This window comes from Ideonella alba, assembly GCF_018069875.1.
GTDB classification, from domain to species: Bacteria; Pseudomonadota; Gammaproteobacteria; order Burkholderiales; family Burkholderiaceae_C; genus Ideonella; species Ideonella alba.
This window is the reverse complement of sequence record NZ_JAGQDF010000003.1, coordinates 235,210-251,777: the sequence shown is the minus strand read 5'-3', so window position 1 is coordinate 251,777 and position 16,568 is coordinate 235,210. Positions and strand designations below refer to the sequence as shown.

Below are 16,568 nucleotides of genomic sequence, written 5' to 3'. Positions count from 1 at the left end.
GCAACCGCACAAAACCCTGGAGCCGCCCGATGGCCAAGCCCAACTACTCGTTCGAGAAGCGCCAACGCGAGCTGGCCAAGAAGCAGAAGAAGGAAGACAAGGCCCAGCGCAAGGCGTCCCGCGGGACCGAGGGCACGGCCGGTGCCGCTGGCGCCGAGGTGCTGGGCGATGACCGCGACGCGCCGGAAGGCGACGCGGGTGGTGACACCGGCGGCGATGCCGGTGGCGATTCGGGCGGCGATGGTGGCGGCGGCGGCGACTGAGTCCCGCACCGCACCCGCCCGAACGTCCCCCAACGACCCCCTGCAGCCCAGGTCCTCGTCCGTTCGCACTCGCCTGAGGCGCCTTTGCTACAATACCGGGTGGTCGCTGCGCTTTCGCTTTCCTGAGCAGCACCCTGAGGCCCGCGCACTGCAGTGCATCACTGCAACAGCGCGCCGCCCCGCAGGCCCTGGCGCCATCCCGGCCCCCTGCACCACCAGGCAAGCACGTCTGGCTCATCGACCCTGTCGGGCGCTCACTGCAGCGTCCTTCGTGACAGCAGGGTCCTGAACTGAACACCCGCCGCCAGCCCCCTAGAAAACGGGTGGCCTGGAGCCCCGGCGAACCACGGCAGGCCGCCGCGCGCAGTACGCACCGCCTGTCCAGTCACGATAATCACAAGACATGTCTCTCCAGTCTCTTTCGGTGGGTCGCTTCCTGCTGTCCACCGTCACCCGCCGCACCGATTGCGGCCAGTTCGCCGCCTCGCTGTCCATCCGCAGCGGCAGCGGCTCGGGCACCCACGACCGGGTGTTCCGCTTCATCCCCCTGTTCCCGTCCCGGCGCGCCGCCCAGCGCTATGCGCTGGCCCAGGGCCGCGAGTACCTCGCCCTGCCCGCCCTGCCCGCCTGACCCCCTCACACCGCAACCAAGGAAGCCCCACATGGCCAAGGAAGAACTGATTGAAATGCGTGGCAAGGTCGACGAAGTCCTGCCCGACTCGCGCTTTCGCGTGACGCTGGACAACGGCCATCAGCTGATCGCCTACGCCGGCGGCAAGATGCGCAAGCACAGCATCCGCGTTCTGGCCGGCGACACCGTGTCGCTGGAGCTGTCGCCCTACGACCTGAACAAGGGCCGCATCACCTTCCGGCACCTGGCGCCGCGCAACAACGGCTGAGTCCGTGACGGCCGCCCGCTGACCGGCCCAAGACCCATCCGCTGCGCACCTACCGCGGCAGCTGCCATTGCGGTGCCATCCGCTTCGAGGTCGACACCGACCTGCCGGAGCTGACGATGTGCGACTGCTCGATGTGCAAGCGCCGCAACGCGCTGATGGTCAAGGTGCATGAGTCGCGATGGCGGCTGCTGGCCGGCGCCGAGTCGCTGGCCGAATACCAGTTCCACACCCGCACCGCCCGGCACTTCTTCTGCCGGGTGTGCGGCATCTATCCGTTTCACCGCAAGCGGGTGACGCCGGACTTCCTGGGCATCAACGTGCACTGTCTGGACGACATCGACCTCACGGGCGTGCCCGTGCGCCAGGCGGTGGGCGCGGCGATGCCCTGAGTCAGCCGTCGCCGGCCAGGTCGGTCATGCCGCCGGGCAGCGGCTGGATGCCGTTCAGGCGCTGCACCACTTGGCTGACGAAACGCGCGAGGCTCGGGTCATCGTCCGTGCCGCCCATCGACACCTCGAACACTGAGCGTCCATCGGGCAGTTGCCAGTGCTCGGCGGTGACGTCATTGTCGAGGCGGTGCCGCACCATCTGGCTGTACGCCGGCGGCGTCTGCACCACCCAGGATGCCGGCAACACCTGCACCGCCAGGGCACCGTCCACCGTCAGGCTCATCGACAGGGCGCGCTTGGGTGCATGGCCCAGCCACGAGACGTCCACCTCGAACTTCAGCTCGGCGCGGTGCGCCAGGCGGGGCGGCCAGTGGGCCACCGCGGCGGGCCAGGGGTCGGGGCCGCGCAGCTTGAGCATCACCTCGGGCGTCTCCTGACCTCCCTTCACCAAGATGCGCTCACGACCGATCAGGCGGTAGCCAGACGGCAAGCCGGTCGGCTGCACCAGGTGCAGAAAGCCCACACGCGCCTGCTGTGTCTTGCGCGGATTCAGACCCAACGCCTCGGCCACGGCGGCCAGTTCGGTGGGACCGCCCTGTGCGGGGTCCCAACGGACGGCGTACTCGGCGCCGTGCAGGGTGGTGTCGCTCATCAACAGGTCTCCTCGTTCAGTCCAGCAACCACGGCCGGCACACCAGGCTGGACCACTCGGGGTGGGCCGCCGAATGGAATCGGCGGTAGACCTCGACGTCGGTCTCGGCGATGCCGCTGTGCACGCGCGCGCCAGGCGGCGCGGGCAGGCGGTGGTTGTCCACCGAGCAATGGATCATCCGGGTGGCCGGGCCGTCCTGGCCGGGGCCGGCCAGGACTTCGGTGATCAAGGCCACGTGGCCGTATCTGGCGCCGGGGTTCGACGCGTAGACCAGCAGGTCCCCCGGGCGACCCACCAGATCGCGCCCGGTGCTCACGGTGCGCATGCGCTCATGTGTACCGCGTGCATCCTGATGGATCCAGTCGGTGTTGCGGTCGGCGCGCGGCTCGCCCAGGATCCACCACACCAGGCCCGAGCAGTCGCAGGCGGGCATCGGGCCCAGCGTCCAGGGGTCGATGCCCAGCTGGTGGGCCAGCTCACGGGCCTTGTCGTACTGCTCGCCTTTGCCCTTCGCCAGGTCAATGCGGTCCTCGCCCGATGGCGTGGGGCTGGCGGGGTCGTGGCCGCCCTGGCCCAGGAAGTACAGCGTGGGCTGCAGCAGGGCAGAGCGGGCGCGGGTGATCAGTCGGTCGGCAATGGCAGCGGGCATGTCGGCGGGGCGGCAGAGGGTGAACCAGTGACGAGCGATTGTTGGTGGCGGCGGTGCTCACCACGTCATCCGAATTGAGGAGGCGGCGGGGCCCCTCAGCCGTTCGGCCCATTCCGCAGGCAGGCGTTCCGCGCCATCATCCGCGTGCGCGGTCGGCGCGCCGGCGGGCTGGGGATGGCCCGTCGCCAAGGGAGTACAAGAAGATGCAGTACCTGATGCGGTGGGTGGGCCTGTGCCTGCTCGGGGGATGGTGGCTGGGCTGGGCGCCGCCGGCGCTGGCCGGGCCCGACGACGATGGCGTGCAGACGCTGCGCGCCGCGCAGGTGCTGCTCAGCACCGACGACACCCGGCCCACGGCCGACGATGCCCGCTGGCAGACCGATACGCTGCCGGCCTATTGGGCAACGCCGGCGGCGTGGTTCCGGGTGGAGTTCACGGTGGCCGACCGCGCACCGTCGCACGCGCTGTACCTGCCCTACCTGTACGGCGGCGGCTCGATCTGGCTGAACGGCCACCACATCGCCGAGGTCAACCGCACCGCCCCCGGCCTGCGCGTGCGCTGGGAGCGGCCGCACCTGTTGCTGCTGCCGCCGCAGCTGCTGCGCAGCGGCCGCAACGAGCTGATGATCCACGCCTCGGCCGCGCACTACCCGCCCAAGACCATCCTGCCGCGCCTGGGCATCGGGCCGGTGCAGGCGCTGCAGACGGCCTACGAATGGCGTTCCTTCGTGGCGCGGGCGATGCCGGTGATCGCCATCGCGCTGTGCCTGGCCGGCGGCTCGGTGGCGCTGTTCGTCTGGTGGCGGCGCCGCTCGGAGCTGGTGTACGGCTACTTCGGCATGGCGGCGCTGTCCTGGGCGTTTCGCTCCACCACCTTCACGATCGACACCTGGCGCGACGACCTGTGGGACCTGTGGCGCCTGCTGTACTACGTGGGCACTGGCGGCCTGGTGGTGGGCCTGTGCCTGCTGGCGCTGCACCAGGCGGGCTGGCTGCGGCCGTTGCTGCGCCGCGCGCTGCTGGCCTACTGGGGGCTGGGGCCGCTGGCCTACCTGGTGGGCACCGACCGTCTGGCCGACGGGGTCTGGGTGACCGGCCTGCTGCCGCTGGGCGCGGTGGCGCTGGTGGCGGCCATCACCGGCGCGTTCAGGCGGCGCACGCTGTCGGCCACCGCGATGGCGCTGACGCTGCTGATGACCTTCCTGGCCGGCGCCCACGACCTGCTGCTGGCGCGCGACGCCCCCTGGCTGATCCAGACCCTGCCCGACTGGACCGCCCACCGCTTCTTCCTGCTGCACCATGCCGCCACCCTGATGCTGGTGGTGATGGGCGCCACGCTGGCCGAGCGCTTCGTGCGCTCGCTGCATGCGCTGGAGCGGGTGAACGCCACGCTGGAGGCGCGGGTTCAGGCGCGCGAGCGCGAGATCGCCCAGAGCTACCAGCGCATCGCCGCGCTCGAGGCCGCGCGCGCCGCCGCCGACGAGCGCCAGCGCATCATGCAGGAGCTGCACGACGGCCTGGGCTCGCAGCTGTTTGCCGGTCTGGCGCAGGCCGAGCGGGGCGACCTGAGCGGCGAGCAGATGGCCAGCCTGCTGCGCGACTCGATCGCCGAGATGCGCCTGGCCATCGATGCGCTGACCTCGGGCCAGGACGATTTCCGCGCGGTGTTCGGCAACTTCCGCTACCGCTGGGAGCCGCGGCTGCGCGATTTCGGCGTGCAGGGCCAGTGGGTGTTCGACCTGCCCGAGGCGCTGCCGCCGATCGAGCCGCACGCCGCGCTGCAGCTGCTGCGCATCGCGCAGGAGTCGCTGACCAACGTGATCAAGCATGCCCGCGCCCGCACGGTGGAGGTGCGGCTGGCACTGCGCGGGCGCCACCTGCAGCTGACGGTGCAGGACGACGGCCGCGGCCTGGACGAACCCGGCCGCAGCGGCCATGGGCTGCGCAACATGCGCGCCCGGGCGCAGCGGCTGGGGGCCGAGCTGCAGATCGGCGGCGGTCCGGGCGGCACGCGCGTGGCGCTGCAGCTGCCGGTCACCTGATCAGGCCCAGCTGGCGCGCCTCGAAGACCGCCTCGGTCTTGTTGTGCGCGCCCAGCTTGCCGTACACGCCGCGCACGTGGGTGCGCACGGTGGACACCGCCACGCCCAGCTGCGCCGCCACCTCCACATAGGTCAGGCCCTTGGCCACCAGGTCCAGCACCTCGGTTTCCTTGGCGGTGAGCGGCTCGATCTCGGTCGCGTGCGCCGCGGCGGCGGCAGGCCGGTGGCGCTCGGCATCGCCTTGCCAGCGCCGCAGCATCTGCCGCGCGATCAGCGGCGAGATCGGCGAGCCGCCGGCGTGCAGGTGCTGCACATGCTCGACCAGCTCGCGGTCAGAGCCGTCCTTCAGCAGGTAGCCCGACGCGCCGGCCTCGAAGGCCTGCAGCATGTGGCGCTCGTCGGCGAACATCGTCACCACCATCAGCTGGCAGTCGGGCTGCAGGCGGTGGCAGGCGGTGACCACATCCACGCCGTCGCAGTCGGGCAGGCCCAGGTCCACCAGCATCACGTCGGCGGGGTGCTGGCGCATCCAGGCCACAGCCTCGGCGCCGGTGCCGAACTGCCCCACCAGCGCGAAAGCGGCCGTGGCCTGGATGGCCTGGCTCAGGCGCTGGCGGATCGCGGGGTCGTCTTCGACCAGCGCAACCCGGATCGGGCGGACGGGGTCATCGGTGGGCATCTGGGGTTCTCGGGTCAGGCAATGGCGGGGCCAGCGTGTCATGGCCATGTTGGCGCAACCAGCGCCGCACGCTTCGTCAAAACTGACGACGGACCGCCCTCTCACCGCACTCAGGCCAGCACCTGGGTCTGCTCGCCCCACTGCAGCACCGGCAGGAAGCCCGGCGGCACCGGCAGCCCGGCCAGCGGCGCCATGGCCGCGGCAAAGCCCACCAGCGGCCAGGCCACGGGCTCATCGGCCGCGCCGCCCAGGCCGATGGCCAGCCAGGTCTCGCTGGCCAGCGCCACCGGCGCCAGCACCTGCTGCATGCGCTGCAGCAGCGGGTCCAGCGCGGCGCGCGCGGCGGCCGGGTCCAGCGGCGCCGGCAGGCCGTCCAGCGCCTGCTGGGCCTGGCGCGCCAGGGCCTGCAGCCGCGACGGCGCCAGCACCGTGGCCGCCAGGCGCTGGGCGATCAGGTACTGGCGCGTGCCGCGGTCGGCCAGGCCGCCGCTGTGGGTGGCCACGATGTTCACCCGCGGGGCCTCGGTGGCCACGCGGGCGCGGTCCACATAGCGTTCGGGAAAGCGGCGCAGCCAGGCCAGCAGCGCCTCGTCGTCCGGGCCGCCGGCCAGGTCGCACAGGTCGGCCACCGGGTCGTCCGAGAACAGCGCGTCGCGGGCGTAGCGGCGGGCGAAGATCGGCAGCAGCGCGGCCAGGCTCACGCGGTCCACCGCCTGTGGCGGCTGATCGGCAAAGCGCTGCCACTGCGCGGGCGTCAGGTGCAGCGGCCAGGCCAGGCGCAGGTCGCGCCAGTCGGCGCTGTCCAGCTCGGCCGGGCTCAGGCCCAGCCAGTGGCCCAGGTCGCGCCGCGGCACCACCCCCGCCTGCGCCAGGTCGTCCAGCAGGGCCTGCACGCGCTGGCGCGTGGCGCGGCCCTCGCGCTCGGCCACGAAGCCGCCGTCCAGGGCCACTGCCAGGCGCAGCGCGCCGCCCGGGGCGTCGGTCAGCAGCGCCAGCTGCACGCCCAGCCGCGCGCTGCGCTGCTTCCAGCGGTGGGCGATGGCGGTCTCGACCTCGGCCTCGGCGCGCCCGCCGATCAGCTCGCCACTGCCCAGCGCGGTGCGGATCTGCAGGCTGCGCGACCAGCGGCTCTGGCTGCCGATCTGGCCATCGGGCAGGTCCAGGCTCACGCGCTGCTCGCTCAGCGACTGCGCGCTGGCCTGCAGCCAGCCCTGGGCGTCTTGCAGGCTGCCGTCGGCACGGGCGGCCTCCAGCAGCGGGCCCAGGCGCGCCAGGCGGCCGCTGCACAGCGCCGCCTGCAGCTGCTGCTCCGCGGCGCTGGGCGGCGTGTGCAGGGCCAAGCGCAGCGAGACCATGGCCTCGTCGGCGCGCTGCTGCTGCCAGCGGCCGGCCAGTGTCAGTGCCAGCCGTTGGCGCTGCGCCTGCTGCAAGGCGGTTTGCAGGCGCTGGCGCTGCGCGGCGTAGCGCTGCAGGGCCTCGCGCGCCAGCGCCAGGGCCTGTGCCGCATCGGCAGCCTCGGGCAGCGGGTCGAACTGCGCGCCCAGCGCGCCCAGGCGGGCCAGGAAGGTGTCGCGCAGCGGCGCGCTGTGCGCCTGCCAGGCGGTGCTCAGGGCTTGCAGCGCGTCCTGCAGCTGCGCCTGCGCCAAGGCGGCGGCGCCCTCCACCAGCGCCGGCAGGCGCGCGGCCGGGACCGGCAGGCGCTGCAGCAGCGCCTGCAACAGCGGCGGCAGACGGGCGGCATCCAGCGCCTGATCGGCCAGCAGCTCGGGCAGTGCCTGGTCCAGCGCCTGGGCCAGGTCGTCGCGCACCTGGGCCAGCGCGGCGGGGGGGCCATCCACGGCCTGCGCCACCAGCGCCTCCAGCCGCGCCACCACCGCCTGGCCGGGGCGCACCAGGCGGTCCAGCAGTGCCGCTTCGACTGCGCCGCTGGCGCGCTGCAGCGCCTGCTCGGCCTGGGCGGCCAGATCGGACAGGTCGGCGCTGGCCGACAGTGTCAGCGCCGCATCGCGCTGGCGGGTGCGCAGGTCGTGCAGGTCCACCGCCAGCAGGGGCGTGCCGTCGTCCGCGGTCTGCGGCGTCACCGACAACTGCCATTGGGTGTCGCGCTCGGCGCGCAGCGTGCCGGCCAGGCCCAGCGACAGGCCCAGGCGCGCCGACGCGCCGTCCAGCGCCAGCTGCCAGCCCACGGCGTCCCAGGTGCTGCGCAGCTGCAGGCCCAGCTGGGCTTGCCCGTCCCACGCCAGCTGCAGGCCCAGCCAGTGCGGGTCCTGGGCGCAGGCCACCAGCCCGGCCAGGTCCTGCGGCCAGGCGCCGTGCGCCAGCAGATCAACCAGGGCCGCCCCCAGCGGCACGGCCGGGTCCAGCGCCTGCTGCCAGCGCAGCACCAGCCGCTGGGTCCAGGCGGCATCGGCCGCCACGGCCAGCACCGAGGCCGCGGCGTGACCGCCGGCCTGCGCCTGCAGATCCAGCCGCACGGCCAGCTCGATCGGCACGCGGCCATCGTCGCGCAGTGGGCGGTCCAGTCGGCTCAGGGAGAGCTGCGCGCTGGCGGCCGCGGCGGCCGACCAGGCGCCGCCCGCCAGCGCTGCGGGTGCGGTCTGGCGCTCGGTGGACAGCAACGGCAGCGCCAGCGCGGGCGCGCCGGGCGGCAGCGCCTGCACCGGCTGCACCAGCGCGTGCCAGGGCGCATCCGGGTCCAGCCGGGCCAGCGCCTCGGGCAGCACCTGGTCCGGATGGGCCAGCCAGTGCGGCAGGCTCTGCAGCACCTGCGCGGACAGTTGAAGCGGTGACGGCATGGCATGGGTCTCCCGCACCCGGAGGACCCGTGCCGGCGGCGCGATCCGATCCGACTGCGCCAGCAGTCTATGGCGCCAGGCGCGCCCGGATGGGCCCTACATCAGGGGATGGTCCGCGCCGGGGCGGACCCGTTTTCGGTGCATCGCGCCAGCCGATGGGCGCGCTCAGGGGCCCAAACCGCACTGCGCCAGTGCATCAGCGCGGCTTTCGGGCCGCCGCAGGTTGGTCCGCGGCTTGCTTGTATACCGACCGGGACACCAAGCTGAGCACCGCCATCCGGCGGCGCCGGAGCGCAACACACCTCAGGAGTGCACAGATGACGCGTTCGCAATGGAATCGCCGCGAGTGGCTGCAGAACCTCGGTGCCGCCGGCGCCGGCCTGGCCACCGCCGGATGGAGCGGCCTGGCCGCGGCGCAGAAGCCGCTGAGCGTGGGCTTCATCTACGTCGGCCCGCGCGACGACTACGGCTACAACCAGGCCCACGCCGAGGCCGCGGCAATGGTCAAGAAGATGCCCGGCATCAAGGTGGTCGAGGAGGAGAACGTCCCCGAGACCAACGCGGTGCAGAAGACCATGCAGGGCATGATTGCGCAGGACGGCGCGTCGCTGCTGTTCCCCACCTCCTTCGGCTACTTCGACCCGCACATCCTGGCGCTGGCGCCCAAGTTCCCCGACGTGCGCTTCGCCCACTGCGGCGGCCTGTGGAACGAGGCCAAGCACCCGAAGAACGCCGGCAGCTTCTTCGGCTACATCGACGAGTGCCAGTACCTCAACGGCGTGGTGGCCGGCCATGTCACCAAGAGCAAGAAGCTGGGCTTCATCGCCGCCAAGCCGATCCCGCAGGTGCTGCGCAACATCAATGCCTTCACGATGGGCGCGCGCAGCGTGAATCCCGAGATCACCACCACGGTGATCTTCACCGGCGACTGGAGCATGCCGGTCAAGGAAGCCGAGGCCACCAACAGCCTGGCCGACCAGGGCATCGATGTGTTCACCATGCACGTGGACGGCCCCAAGGTGATCGTCGAGACCGCCGCCAAGCGCGGCAAGTTCGTCTGCGGCTACCACGCCAGCCAGGCCAAGCTGGCGCCCCAGGCCTACCTGACCGGCGCCGAGTGGAACTGGATCACCGCCTACAAGACCATCATCGAGGCCGCGCAGGCCGGCAAGCCGCACCCGAACTTCGTGCGCGGCGGTCTGAAGGACGGCTTCGTCAAGAGCAGCGCCTACGGCCCCGCGGTGCCCGAGGGCGCGCGCAAGCAGGCCGAGAGCGTGCGCGCCGCGATGCTCAAGGGCAGCTTCGACATCTTCAAGGGCGGCCTGAAGGACAACACCGGCAAGCTGGTGATCCCGGCGGGCAAGACCTTCAAGCAGACCGACCTCGAACTGGAAGGCATGAACTACCTGGTCGAAGGCGTGATCGGCAAGGTCTGATCGCCACGCGCAGGCCGCACCATGTCCACGCCCCGCTGGCACGCCCCCGCCGAGAGCCTGCTGCTGCCGCTGCTGGCGCTGGGCGGCGCGCTGCTGATGTTCGGCGCCTTCGTCCGCCTGGGCGGCAGCGACCCGGTCGAAGCCTGGACGCTGCTGTTCAAGGGCGCGTTCGGCGACGCCTTCAGCTGGCAGAACACGCTGCAGCGCGCCGCGCCGCTGATGCTCACCGCACTGGCGGTGGCGCTGCCGGCGCAGGCCGGGCTGATCGTCATTGGCGGCGAGGGCGCGCTGGTGCTGGGCGCGCTGGCCTGTGCCGGCCTGCCCTACCTGTTCGCACCGCCCGGTGGCCTGCTCGGCCAGGCGCTGGTGATGGGCGCCGGCGCCCTGGCCGGTGCGGCCTGGGTGGCGCTGTCGGGGGCGCTGCGGCAGTGGCGCGGCGTCAACGAGACCATCTCCAGCCTGCTGCTGTCCTACATCGCGATCGCCCTCTTCAAGCACCTGGTCGAGGGCCCGATGCGCGACCCGGCCAGCCTGAACAAACCCTCCACGCTGCCGCTGCCCGAAGCCCTGCGCATCGGCCCGATCATGGGCGAGCAGGCCTTCTCGTCCTGGCTGGGTGATGTGCACTGGGGCCTGGCCGCCGGCGCGCTGCTGTGCGTGGCGGCGGGCGTGTGGCTGAGCTTCAGCGCCTCGGGCTTTGCGCTGCGGGTGGTGGGCGGCAATGCCCGCACCGCGCGCCTGGTGGGCCTGCCGACGAATGCGCTGGTGCTGCTGGGCTGTGCGCTGGGCGGCGCCTGCGCGGGCCTGGCCGGCGCGATCGAGGTGGCCGCGGTGCACACCGCGGCGAATGCCTCGGTGATCGCCGGCCTGGGCTACACCGGCATCCTGGTCAGCTTCGTGGCGCGCCACAACCCCTGGGCGATCCCGCCGGTGGCGGTGCTGTTCGGCGGCTTCGGCGCGGCGGGCAGCCTGCTGCAGCGCCGGCTGGACCTGCCCGATGCGTCGGTGCTGGTGCTGCAGGGCTTTGCCTTCGTCTTCATCCTGGCCGCCGAGGCGCTGCGCGGCCGGCTGTTCAGCGTGATCCGCGCCCGGCCGCGTCCGGCGGCGCCGGCTGTCCCGGAGGCGGCATGACCGACGGTGCGATCGGCGATCTGCTGCTGGCCGTGGTCGGCGGCGCGGTACGGGTGGGCACGCCCTTCCTGTTTGTCAGCCTGGGCGAGTGCCTGACCGAGAAGAGCGGGCGCATCAACCTGGGCCTGGAAGGCGTGCTGGTGTTCAGCGCCATGGCGGGTTTCGGTGGCGCCTACCTGAGTGGCTCGCCCTGGCTGGGCGTGCTGCTGGCCGGCTGTTGCGGCGCGCTGCTGGCGCTGCTGCACGGCCTGCTGTGCTCGCTGCCGCGGGTGTCGGACATCGCCACCGGCATCGCGCTGATGCTGCTGGGCTCGGGCCTGGCCTTCTACCTGGGCAAGCCGCTGATCCAGCCGCAGGCGCCGCAGATCCCGTCGCTGCCGCTGGGCGCCTGGAGCGACTCGCCCGCGGTGCAATCGGCGCTGGCGATCAATGCGCTGTTCCCGCTGGGCGTGGCGCTGGCGGCGCTGCTGGCCTGGGGCCTGGGCCACACCCGCTGGGGCCTGGTGGTGCGCATGGCGGGCGATTCCAGCGACGCGGCACGCGCGCTGGGCTACTCGGTCAATGGCGTGCGCATCGCCGCCACCACCGCCGGCGGCTTCATCGCCGGGCTGGGCGGCGCCTCGCTGTCGCTGTACTACCCGGGCAGTTGGAACGAAGGCCTGTCCAGCGGCCAGGGTCTGATCGCGGTGGCGCTGGTGATCTTCGCCCGCTGGCACCCCTGGCGCTGCCTGGGCGCGGCGCTGCTGTTCGGTGGTGCCGGCGCCGTCGGGCCCGCGCTGCAGAGCGTGGGCATCAGCGGCGGCTACTACCTGTTCAACGCCATGCCCTATGTGCTGACGCTGGCCATCCTGGTGGCCACCTGCTCGCCCAGCCGCACGCTCAAGGGCGCGCCGGCCGAGCTGGGTGTCTCGCGCTGACCTGAAAGGACGATCCGACCATGCCCACCCTCCGCTCCGTGCCCTACGCCTGGCCCTATGACGGCCAGGTCACGCCGCAGAACACCGCGCTGGTGATCATCGACATGCAGACCGATTTCTGCGGCGTCGGCGGCTACGTGGACAAGATGGGCTACGACCTGTCGATGACGCGCGCGCCGATCGAGCCGCTGACGCGCCTGCTGGCCGAGGCCCGCCGCACCGGCCTGCACGTGATCCACACCCGCGAAGGCCACCGCCCCGACCTGTCCGACCTGCCGGCCAACAAGCGCTGGCGCAGCCAGGCCATCGGCGCCGGCATCGGCGATGTCGGCCCCTGCGGCCGCATCCTGGTGCGCGGTGAACCCGGCTGGGACATCATCCCCGAGCTCTACCCGATCGACGGCGAGCCCATCATCGACAAGCCCGGCAAGGGCAGCTTCTGCGCCACCGACCTGGAACTGATCCTGCACACCCGCGGCATCCGCAACCTGATCCTCACCGGCATCACCACCGACGTGTGCGTGCACACCACGATGCGCGAGGCCAACGACCGCGGCTTCGAGTGCGTGATGCTGTCCGACTGCACCGGCGCCACCGACCGCGGCAACCACGAGGCCGCGCTGAAGATGATCCAGATGCAGGGCGGGGTGTTCGGCGCGGTGTCCGACTCGGCCGCGGTGCTCGAGCTGCTGGCCGGCTGGTGAGCGCGATGACCGCGCTGTCGCTGCAGACCTTCGAGCTGGGCAAGCGCTTCGGCAGCTTCACCGCGCTGCAGGGCGTGAGCCTGGCGGTGCGACCGGGCACCGTGCACGCGCTGCTGGGCGAGAACGGCGCGGGCAAGAGCACGCTGGTCAAGTGCATCGTCGGCTACCAGCGGCCCGACGAGGGCGCGGTGCTGGTGGATGGCCGCGAGCAGGACATCCACTCGCCCACGGTGGCGCGTGACCTGGGCCTGGGCATGGTCTACCAGCACTTCACCGTGGTGCCAGGCATGACGGTGGCCGAGAACCTGCTGCTGGCGCGCGGCCGACTGCCCATGCGCATCGACTGGCGCAGCGCCCGCGCCGAGCTGGAGGCCTTTCTGCAGACCACGCCGTTCCGCCTGCCGCTGGACGCCACACCGCTGGACCTGTCGGCGGGCGAGAAGCAGAAGCTCGAGATCCTCAAGCAGCTGTTCCTCAAGCCCCGCCTGCTGATCCTGGACGAGCCCACCTCGGTGCTGACGCCGCAGGAGGCCGACGAGGTGCTGGGCGCGCTGCGCGAGCAGGCCCGCTCGGGCGCCTGCTCGGTGCTGATGATCACCCACAAGTTCCGCGAGGTGATGGCCCACGCCGACGACGTCAGCGTGCTGCGCCGCGGCCGCCTGGTGCACAGCGGCGCGGTGGCCGACACCACGCCCGCCGCGCTGGCCGAGGCGATGGTGGGCGAGGCCCAGGGCGCGCTGGCCGTGGGCGAGCGCAGCGACCGGCTGGAGCAGCCGCCGGGCGAAACCAAGCTGGCGATCAATGCACTGGTGGTGATGGGCGACCGCGGCGAGCCCGCGGTGCGCGGCCTGGACCTGCAGGTGCGCCGCGGCGAGATCGTCGGCGTGGCCGGCGTCAGCGGCAACGGCCAGCGCGAGCTGATGCAGGCGCTGACCGGCCAGCGCGCGCGCCTGTCGGGCCGGGTGCAGGTGGACGGCCGCGCCTTTGGCGCGCGCCGCGCCGAGAACCGCCACCACCGCGTGCGCAGCCTGCCTGAGGAGCCACTGGCCAATGCCTGCGTCGGCGCACTGAGCGTGGCGCAGAACATGGCGCTGCGCCACTTCGACGAGCGGCCCTGGTCGCGCGCCGGCTGGGTGCGCTGGGGCGCGCTGCGCGCGCGGGCGCGTCAGTGGATCGCCGAGTATGGCGTCAAGACCCAGGGCGAGCGCGCGGCCATCCGCACGCTCTCGGGCGGCAATGTGCAGCGCGCGGTGCTGGCGCGTGAACTGGATGGCCAGGCCGAGCTGCTGCTGGTCAGCAACCCGGTCTTCGGCCTGGACTTCGCCGCGGTGGCCGAGATCCACGGCCGGCTGATGGCGGCGCGCAACCGCGGCGCCGCGGTGCTGCTGGTCAGCGAGGACCTGGACGAGCTGCTGTCGCTGGCCGACCGCATCGTGGTGATGAGCGAGGGCCGTGTCGTCCACGACACGCCGGCGCGCAGCGCCAGCCGCCAGTCGCTGGGCGCCTACATGGGCGGACGTGCCCATGGCCCGCAGGAGACGCACGCATGATCCGCCTGGCCGCCACCCCCTTCGAGTACCCGTTCGAGCTGGCGCACACCGCGCTGGTGATCATCGACATGCAGCGCGACTTCGTCGAGCCCGGCGGCTTTGGCGAGTCGCTGGGCAACGACGTCACCCGGCTGCAGGCCATCGTGCCCACGGTGCGCCGCGTGCTGGACGCCTGGCGCGCCGCCGGCGGCCGCGTGCTGCACACGCGCGAGGCGCATGCGCCGGATCTGTCCGACTGCCCGCCCGCCAAGCGCCTGCGCGGCGCGCCCACGCTGCGCATCGGCGACACCGGCCCGATGGGTCGCATCCTGGTGGCTGGCGAGCCCGGCAACCAGATCATTCCCGAGCTGGCGCCGCGGCCCGGCGAGTGGGTGATCGACAAGCCCGGCAAGGGCATGTTCTGCGGCACCCAGGTCGATGCGCTGCTGCGCGGCCACGGCATCAGCCACCTGGTCTTCATGGGTGTGACCACCGAGGTCTGCGTGCAGACCTCGATGCGCGAGGCCAACGACCGCGGCTATGACTGCCTGGTGGTGGAAGACGGCACCGAGAGCTACTTCCCCGCCTTCAAGGCGGCCACGCTGGCGATGCTGACCGCGCAGGGCGCGATCGTCGGCTGGAGCGCGCCATCGGCCACCCTGATCGACGCGCTGAGCCCCCCATGAACCGCCCCCTGCACACCATCGCCGACTGGCGCCGCGCCTACGACGAGGGCGCCGAGCCGCTGCCGCTGTACGGCGCGCTGCTGGCCCGGCTGTCGGCCCAGGACCCGGCCTGGATCACCCGCGCCAGCTGCGCCGTGATCGAGGCCCAGCTGGCCGCGCTGCCGCCGCGCAGCGCCGCGTTGCCGCTGTGGGGCGTGCCCTTCGCGGTGAAGGACAACATCGACGTGGCGGGCCTGCCCACCACCGCCGCCTGCCCGGCCTTCGCGCACGAGCCCGCCGCCAGCGCCACCTGCGTGCAGCGGCTGCAGCAGGCCGGCGCGGTGTGCATCGGCAAGACCAACCTGGACCAGTTCGCCACCGGCCTGGTGGGCACCCGCTCGCCCTATGGCGCGGTGCCCAACAGCTTCGATCCGGCGTTTGTCAGCGGCGGCTCCAGCTCGGGCTCGGCGTCGGTGGTGGCGCGCGGCCTGGTGCCCTTCGCGCTGGGCACCGACACCGCCGGTTCGGGCCGCGTGCCGGCCGGCTTCAACCACCTGGTGGGCCTGAAGCCCTCGCCCGGGCGCGTGCCCATGGCCGGCGTGCTGCCGGCCTGCCGCACGCTGGACGTGGTCAGCGTCTTTGCGCTGACCGTGGCCGACGCCGCCGAGGTGATGGCCTGGATCGAGGGCGCCGACGACGAACCGCGCTTCGCCTGGCCCGCGCTGCAGCCCCCCTGGCTGGGCGGCGCGCGCCCCGCGCTGCGCCTGGGCGTGCCCGACCGCCCCGGCTGCGACAGCGCGCTGGGCTGGGACCGCGCGTTCGACGACGCGCTGGCGCGCGCGCGCAGCCTGGGCGCCGAGACCGTGCCGCTGGACTTCGGCCCGCTGTTCGAGGTGGCCGAGCTGCTCTACGACGGCCCCTGGGTGGCCGAGCGCCACAGCGTGGTGGCCGACCTGATGGCGCGCCAGCCCGAGGCCCTGGACCCCACGGTGGCCGCGGTGATCGGCGCCGCCACCCGCTACAGCGCCGACGACGCCTTCCTGGGCCGCTACCGGCTGGAGGAGCTGCGAGCCCGCCTGGCACCGCTGTGGCAGCAGGTGGATGCGCTGCTGGTGCCCACCGCGCCCACCTGCCCCACGCTGGCCGCGGTGGCGGCCGAGCCGGTGCGGCGCAACAGCGAGCTGGGCCGCTACACCAACTTCGTCAACCTGCTGGGCTGGTCGGCGCTGGCGCTGCCCGCGGTGCTGCCCGAGGACGGCGGCCTGCCGTTTGGCGTCACGCTGATCGGTCCGGGCGGCGCCGATGCCGCGCTGGTCGACTGGGGCCTGCGCTGGGAGGCCGCCGGCCCGGCGCCGCTGGGTGCCCGGCTGCGCCCGGCCCGCGCCGAGGACCGCGCGCCGGGCCGCCGCCCGCAGGCCGCGCCCACGCTGGCGCTGGCGGTGGTGGGGGCGCACCTGCAGGGCCTGCCGCTGCACGGCCAGCTGGTCGAGCGCGGCGCACGCCTGCTGGCGCGCACCACCACGGCCGCACGCTACCGCCTGCATGCGCTGCCGGGCAGCACGCCGCCCAAGCCCGGGCTGGCGCGCGTGGCCGAGGAGCAGCCCGGCCATGCGATCGCGCTGGAGGTCTACGAGCTGCCGCAGGCGGCGCTCGGCTCCTTCCTGGCGCTGATCCCGCCGCCGCTGGGCCTGGGCAATGTCGAGCTGGCCGACGGCCGCTGGGTCAAGGGCTTCATCTGCGAGGGCGCCGCGCTGCAGGGCGCGCCCGACATCAGCGCCTTCGGCGGCTGGCGCGCCTACCTGGCGCAGGGGCGCTGAG

General features: G+C 73.0%; 16 protein-coding genes. 12 read left to right on the top strand and 4 right to left on the bottom strand.

What is annotated here, in order from left to right; all coding sequences use genetic code 11:
- Positions 1–29: 29 nt before the first annotated feature.
- From KAK07_RS06470 to KAK07_RS06455, 4 genes are all read left to right on the top strand, one after another.
- Positions 30–263, top strand: a complete 234-nt coding sequence (locus tag KAK07_RS06470) for a hypothetical protein (RefSeq protein WP_210859685.1) — start codon at positions 30–32, stop codon at positions 261–263.
- Between the two features lie 403 nt (positions 264–666).
- Positions 667–894, top strand: a complete 228-nt coding sequence (locus KAK07_RS06465) for a hypothetical protein (protein WP_210859683.1) — start codon at positions 667–669, stop codon at positions 892–894.
- 31 nt (positions 895–925) lie between these two features.
- Positions 926–1,162 (top strand): translation initiation factor IF-1, encoded by a 237-nt coding sequence (gene infA, locus KAK07_RS06460; RefSeq protein ID WP_210851194.1) that lies wholly within the window; start codon positions 926–928, stop codon positions 1,160–1,162.
- A 41-nt stretch (positions 1,163–1,203) separates the two neighbouring features.
- Positions 1,204–1,551 carry a GFA family protein gene (locus KAK07_RS06455; RefSeq protein ID WP_445663768.1) on the top strand — a complete coding sequence of 116 codons (348 nt, stop codon included), beginning with the start codon at positions 1,204–1,206 and terminating at the stop codon, positions 1,549–1,551.
- 1 nt (position 1,552) lies between these two features.
- Here the strand turns inward: KAK07_RS06455 and KAK07_RS06450 are convergent, their stop codons facing one another.
- Both KAK07_RS06450 and KAK07_RS06445 read right to left on the bottom strand, forming a co-directional pair.
- On the bottom strand, positions 1,553–2,203 hold the full coding sequence (locus KAK07_RS06450; RefSeq protein WP_210859679.1) for a hypothetical protein: 651 nt from the start codon (positions 2,201–2,203) through the stop codon (positions 1,553–1,555).
- A 16-nt stretch (positions 2,204–2,219) separates the two neighbouring features.
- Entirely contained in the window at positions 2,220–2,852 is a 633-nt protein-coding gene (locus KAK07_RS06445) for a CHAP domain-containing protein (RefSeq protein ID WP_210859677.1), read from the bottom strand.
- A gap of 203 nt (positions 2,853–3,055) precedes the next feature.
- On the opposite strand from KAK07_RS06445, the gene KAK07_RS06440 reads away from it, so the two are divergent.
- Positions 3,056–4,894 carry a sensor histidine kinase gene (locus tag KAK07_RS06440; protein ID WP_210859675.1) on the top strand — a complete coding sequence of 613 codons (1,839 nt, stop codon included), beginning with the start codon at positions 3,056–3,058 and terminating at the stop codon, positions 4,892–4,894.
- Here KAK07_RS06440 and KAK07_RS06435 read toward each other — a convergent pair.
- Entirely contained in the window at positions 4,887–5,573 is a 687-nt protein-coding gene (locus KAK07_RS06435; protein ID WP_210859673.1) for a response regulator transcription factor, read from the bottom strand. The two genes, KAK07_RS06440 and KAK07_RS06435, sit on opposite strands and share 8 nt — an antisense overlap.
- Before the next feature lie 110 nt (positions 5,574–5,683).
- Positions 5,684–8,368: a hypothetical protein gene (locus KAK07_RS06430; RefSeq protein WP_210859664.1), complete on the bottom strand. Its 2,685-nt coding sequence runs from the start codon at positions 8,366–8,368 to the stop codon at positions 5,684–5,686.
- Positions 8,369–8,685: 317 nt separating this feature from the next.
- Between KAK07_RS06430 and KAK07_RS06425 the strand changes: the two genes are divergently transcribed.
- Genes KAK07_RS06425 through atzF form a run of 7 tightly spaced genes read left to right on the top strand, consistent with a single transcriptional unit; the run spans position 8,686 to position 16,567 of the window.
- Positions 8,686–9,804, top strand: a complete 1,119-nt coding sequence (locus tag KAK07_RS06425; protein ID WP_210851181.1) for a BMP family ABC transporter substrate-binding protein — start codon at positions 8,686–8,688, stop codon at positions 9,802–9,804.
- Positions 9,805–9,825: 21 nt separating this feature from the next.
- The gene (locus KAK07_RS06420; protein WP_210859656.1) at positions 9,826–10,935 is read left to right on the top strand and encodes an ABC transporter permease; all 1,110 of its coding nucleotides are present in this window, start codon (positions 9,826–9,828) and stop codon (positions 10,933–10,935) included.
- Positions 10,932–11,852, top strand: a complete 921-nt coding sequence (locus tag KAK07_RS06415) for an ABC transporter permease (RefSeq protein ID WP_210851178.1) — start codon at positions 10,932–10,934, stop codon at positions 11,850–11,852. Before KAK07_RS06420 ends, KAK07_RS06415 begins: the two co-directional genes overlap by 4 nt.
- A 20-nt stretch (positions 11,853–11,872) precedes the next feature.
- Positions 11,873–12,556, top strand: coding sequence for a biuret amidohydrolase (gene biuH, locus KAK07_RS06410; RefSeq protein WP_210859654.1), 684 nt, complete (start codon positions 11,873–11,875; stop codon positions 12,554–12,556).
- Between the two features lie 5 nt (positions 12,557–12,561).
- The gene (locus KAK07_RS06405; protein WP_210859652.1) at positions 12,562–14,106 is read left to right on the top strand and encodes an ABC transporter ATP-binding protein; all 1,545 of its coding nucleotides are present in this window, start codon (positions 12,562–12,564) and stop codon (positions 14,104–14,106) included.
- Positions 14,103–14,771 carry a cysteine hydrolase family protein gene (locus tag KAK07_RS06400; protein ID WP_210859650.1) on the top strand — a complete coding sequence of 223 codons (669 nt, stop codon included), beginning with the start codon at positions 14,103–14,105 and terminating at the stop codon, positions 14,769–14,771. The genes KAK07_RS06405 and KAK07_RS06400 overlap by 4 nt, the downstream gene beginning before the upstream one ends.
- On the top strand, positions 14,768–16,567 hold the full coding sequence (gene atzF, locus KAK07_RS06395) for an allophanate hydrolase (protein ID WP_210851171.1): 1,800 nt from the start codon (positions 14,768–14,770) through the stop codon (positions 16,565–16,567). Before KAK07_RS06400 ends, atzF begins: the two co-directional genes overlap by 4 nt.
- Position 16,568 lies beyond the last annotated feature (1 nt).

What these genes read in the sequence shown, in the direction of transcription:
- KAK07_RS06470 (WP_210859685.1), top strand. Translation starts at nt 30, where the DNA reads ATGGCCAAGCCCAACTACTCGTTCGAGAAGCGCCAACGCGAGCTGGCC.
- KAK07_RS06465 (WP_210859683.1), top strand. Translation starts at nt 667, where the DNA reads ATGTCTCTCCAGTCTCTTTCGGTGGGTCGCTTCCTGCTGTCCACCGTC.
- infA (WP_210851194.1), top strand. Translation starts at nt 926, where the DNA reads ATGGCCAAGGAAGAACTGATTGAAATGCGTGGCAAGGTCGACGAAGTC.
- KAK07_RS06450 (WP_210859679.1), bottom strand. Translation starts at nt 2,203, where the DNA reads ATGAGCGACACCACCCTGCACGGCGCCGAGTACGCCGTCCGTTGGGAC.
- KAK07_RS06445 (WP_210859677.1), bottom strand. Translation starts at nt 2,852, where the DNA reads ATGCCCGCTGCCATTGCCGACCGACTGATCACCCGCGCCCGCTCTGCC.
- KAK07_RS06440 (WP_210859675.1), top strand. Translation starts at nt 3,056, where the DNA reads ATGCAGTACCTGATGCGGTGGGTGGGCCTGTGCCTGCTCGGGGGATGG.
- KAK07_RS06435 (WP_210859673.1), bottom strand. Translation starts at nt 5,573, where the DNA reads ATGCCCACCGATGACCCCGTCCGCCCGATCCGGGTTGCGCTGGTCGAA.
- KAK07_RS06430 (WP_210859664.1), bottom strand. Translation starts at nt 8,368, where the DNA reads ATGCCGTCACCGCTTCAACTGTCCGCGCAGGTGCTGCAGAGCCTGCCG.
- KAK07_RS06425 (WP_210851181.1), top strand. Translation starts at nt 8,686, where the DNA reads ATGACGCGTTCGCAATGGAATCGCCGCGAGTGGCTGCAGAACCTCGGT.
- KAK07_RS06420 (WP_210859656.1), top strand. Translation starts at nt 9,826, where the DNA reads ATGTCCACGCCCCGCTGGCACGCCCCCGCCGAGAGCCTGCTGCTGCCG.
- KAK07_RS06415 (WP_210851178.1), top strand. Translation starts at nt 10,932, where the DNA reads ATGACCGACGGTGCGATCGGCGATCTGCTGCTGGCCGTGGTCGGCGGC.
- biuH (WP_210859654.1), top strand. Translation starts at nt 11,873, where the DNA reads ATGCCCACCCTCCGCTCCGTGCCCTACGCCTGGCCCTATGACGGCCAG.
- KAK07_RS06405 (WP_210859652.1), top strand. Translation starts at nt 12,562, where the DNA reads ATGACCGCGCTGTCGCTGCAGACCTTCGAGCTGGGCAAGCGCTTCGGC.
- KAK07_RS06400 (WP_210859650.1), top strand. Translation starts at nt 14,103, where the DNA reads ATGATCCGCCTGGCCGCCACCCCCTTCGAGTACCCGTTCGAGCTGGCG.
- atzF (WP_210851171.1), top strand. Translation starts at nt 14,768, where the DNA reads ATGAACCGCCCCCTGCACACCATCGCCGACTGGCGCCGCGCCTACGAC.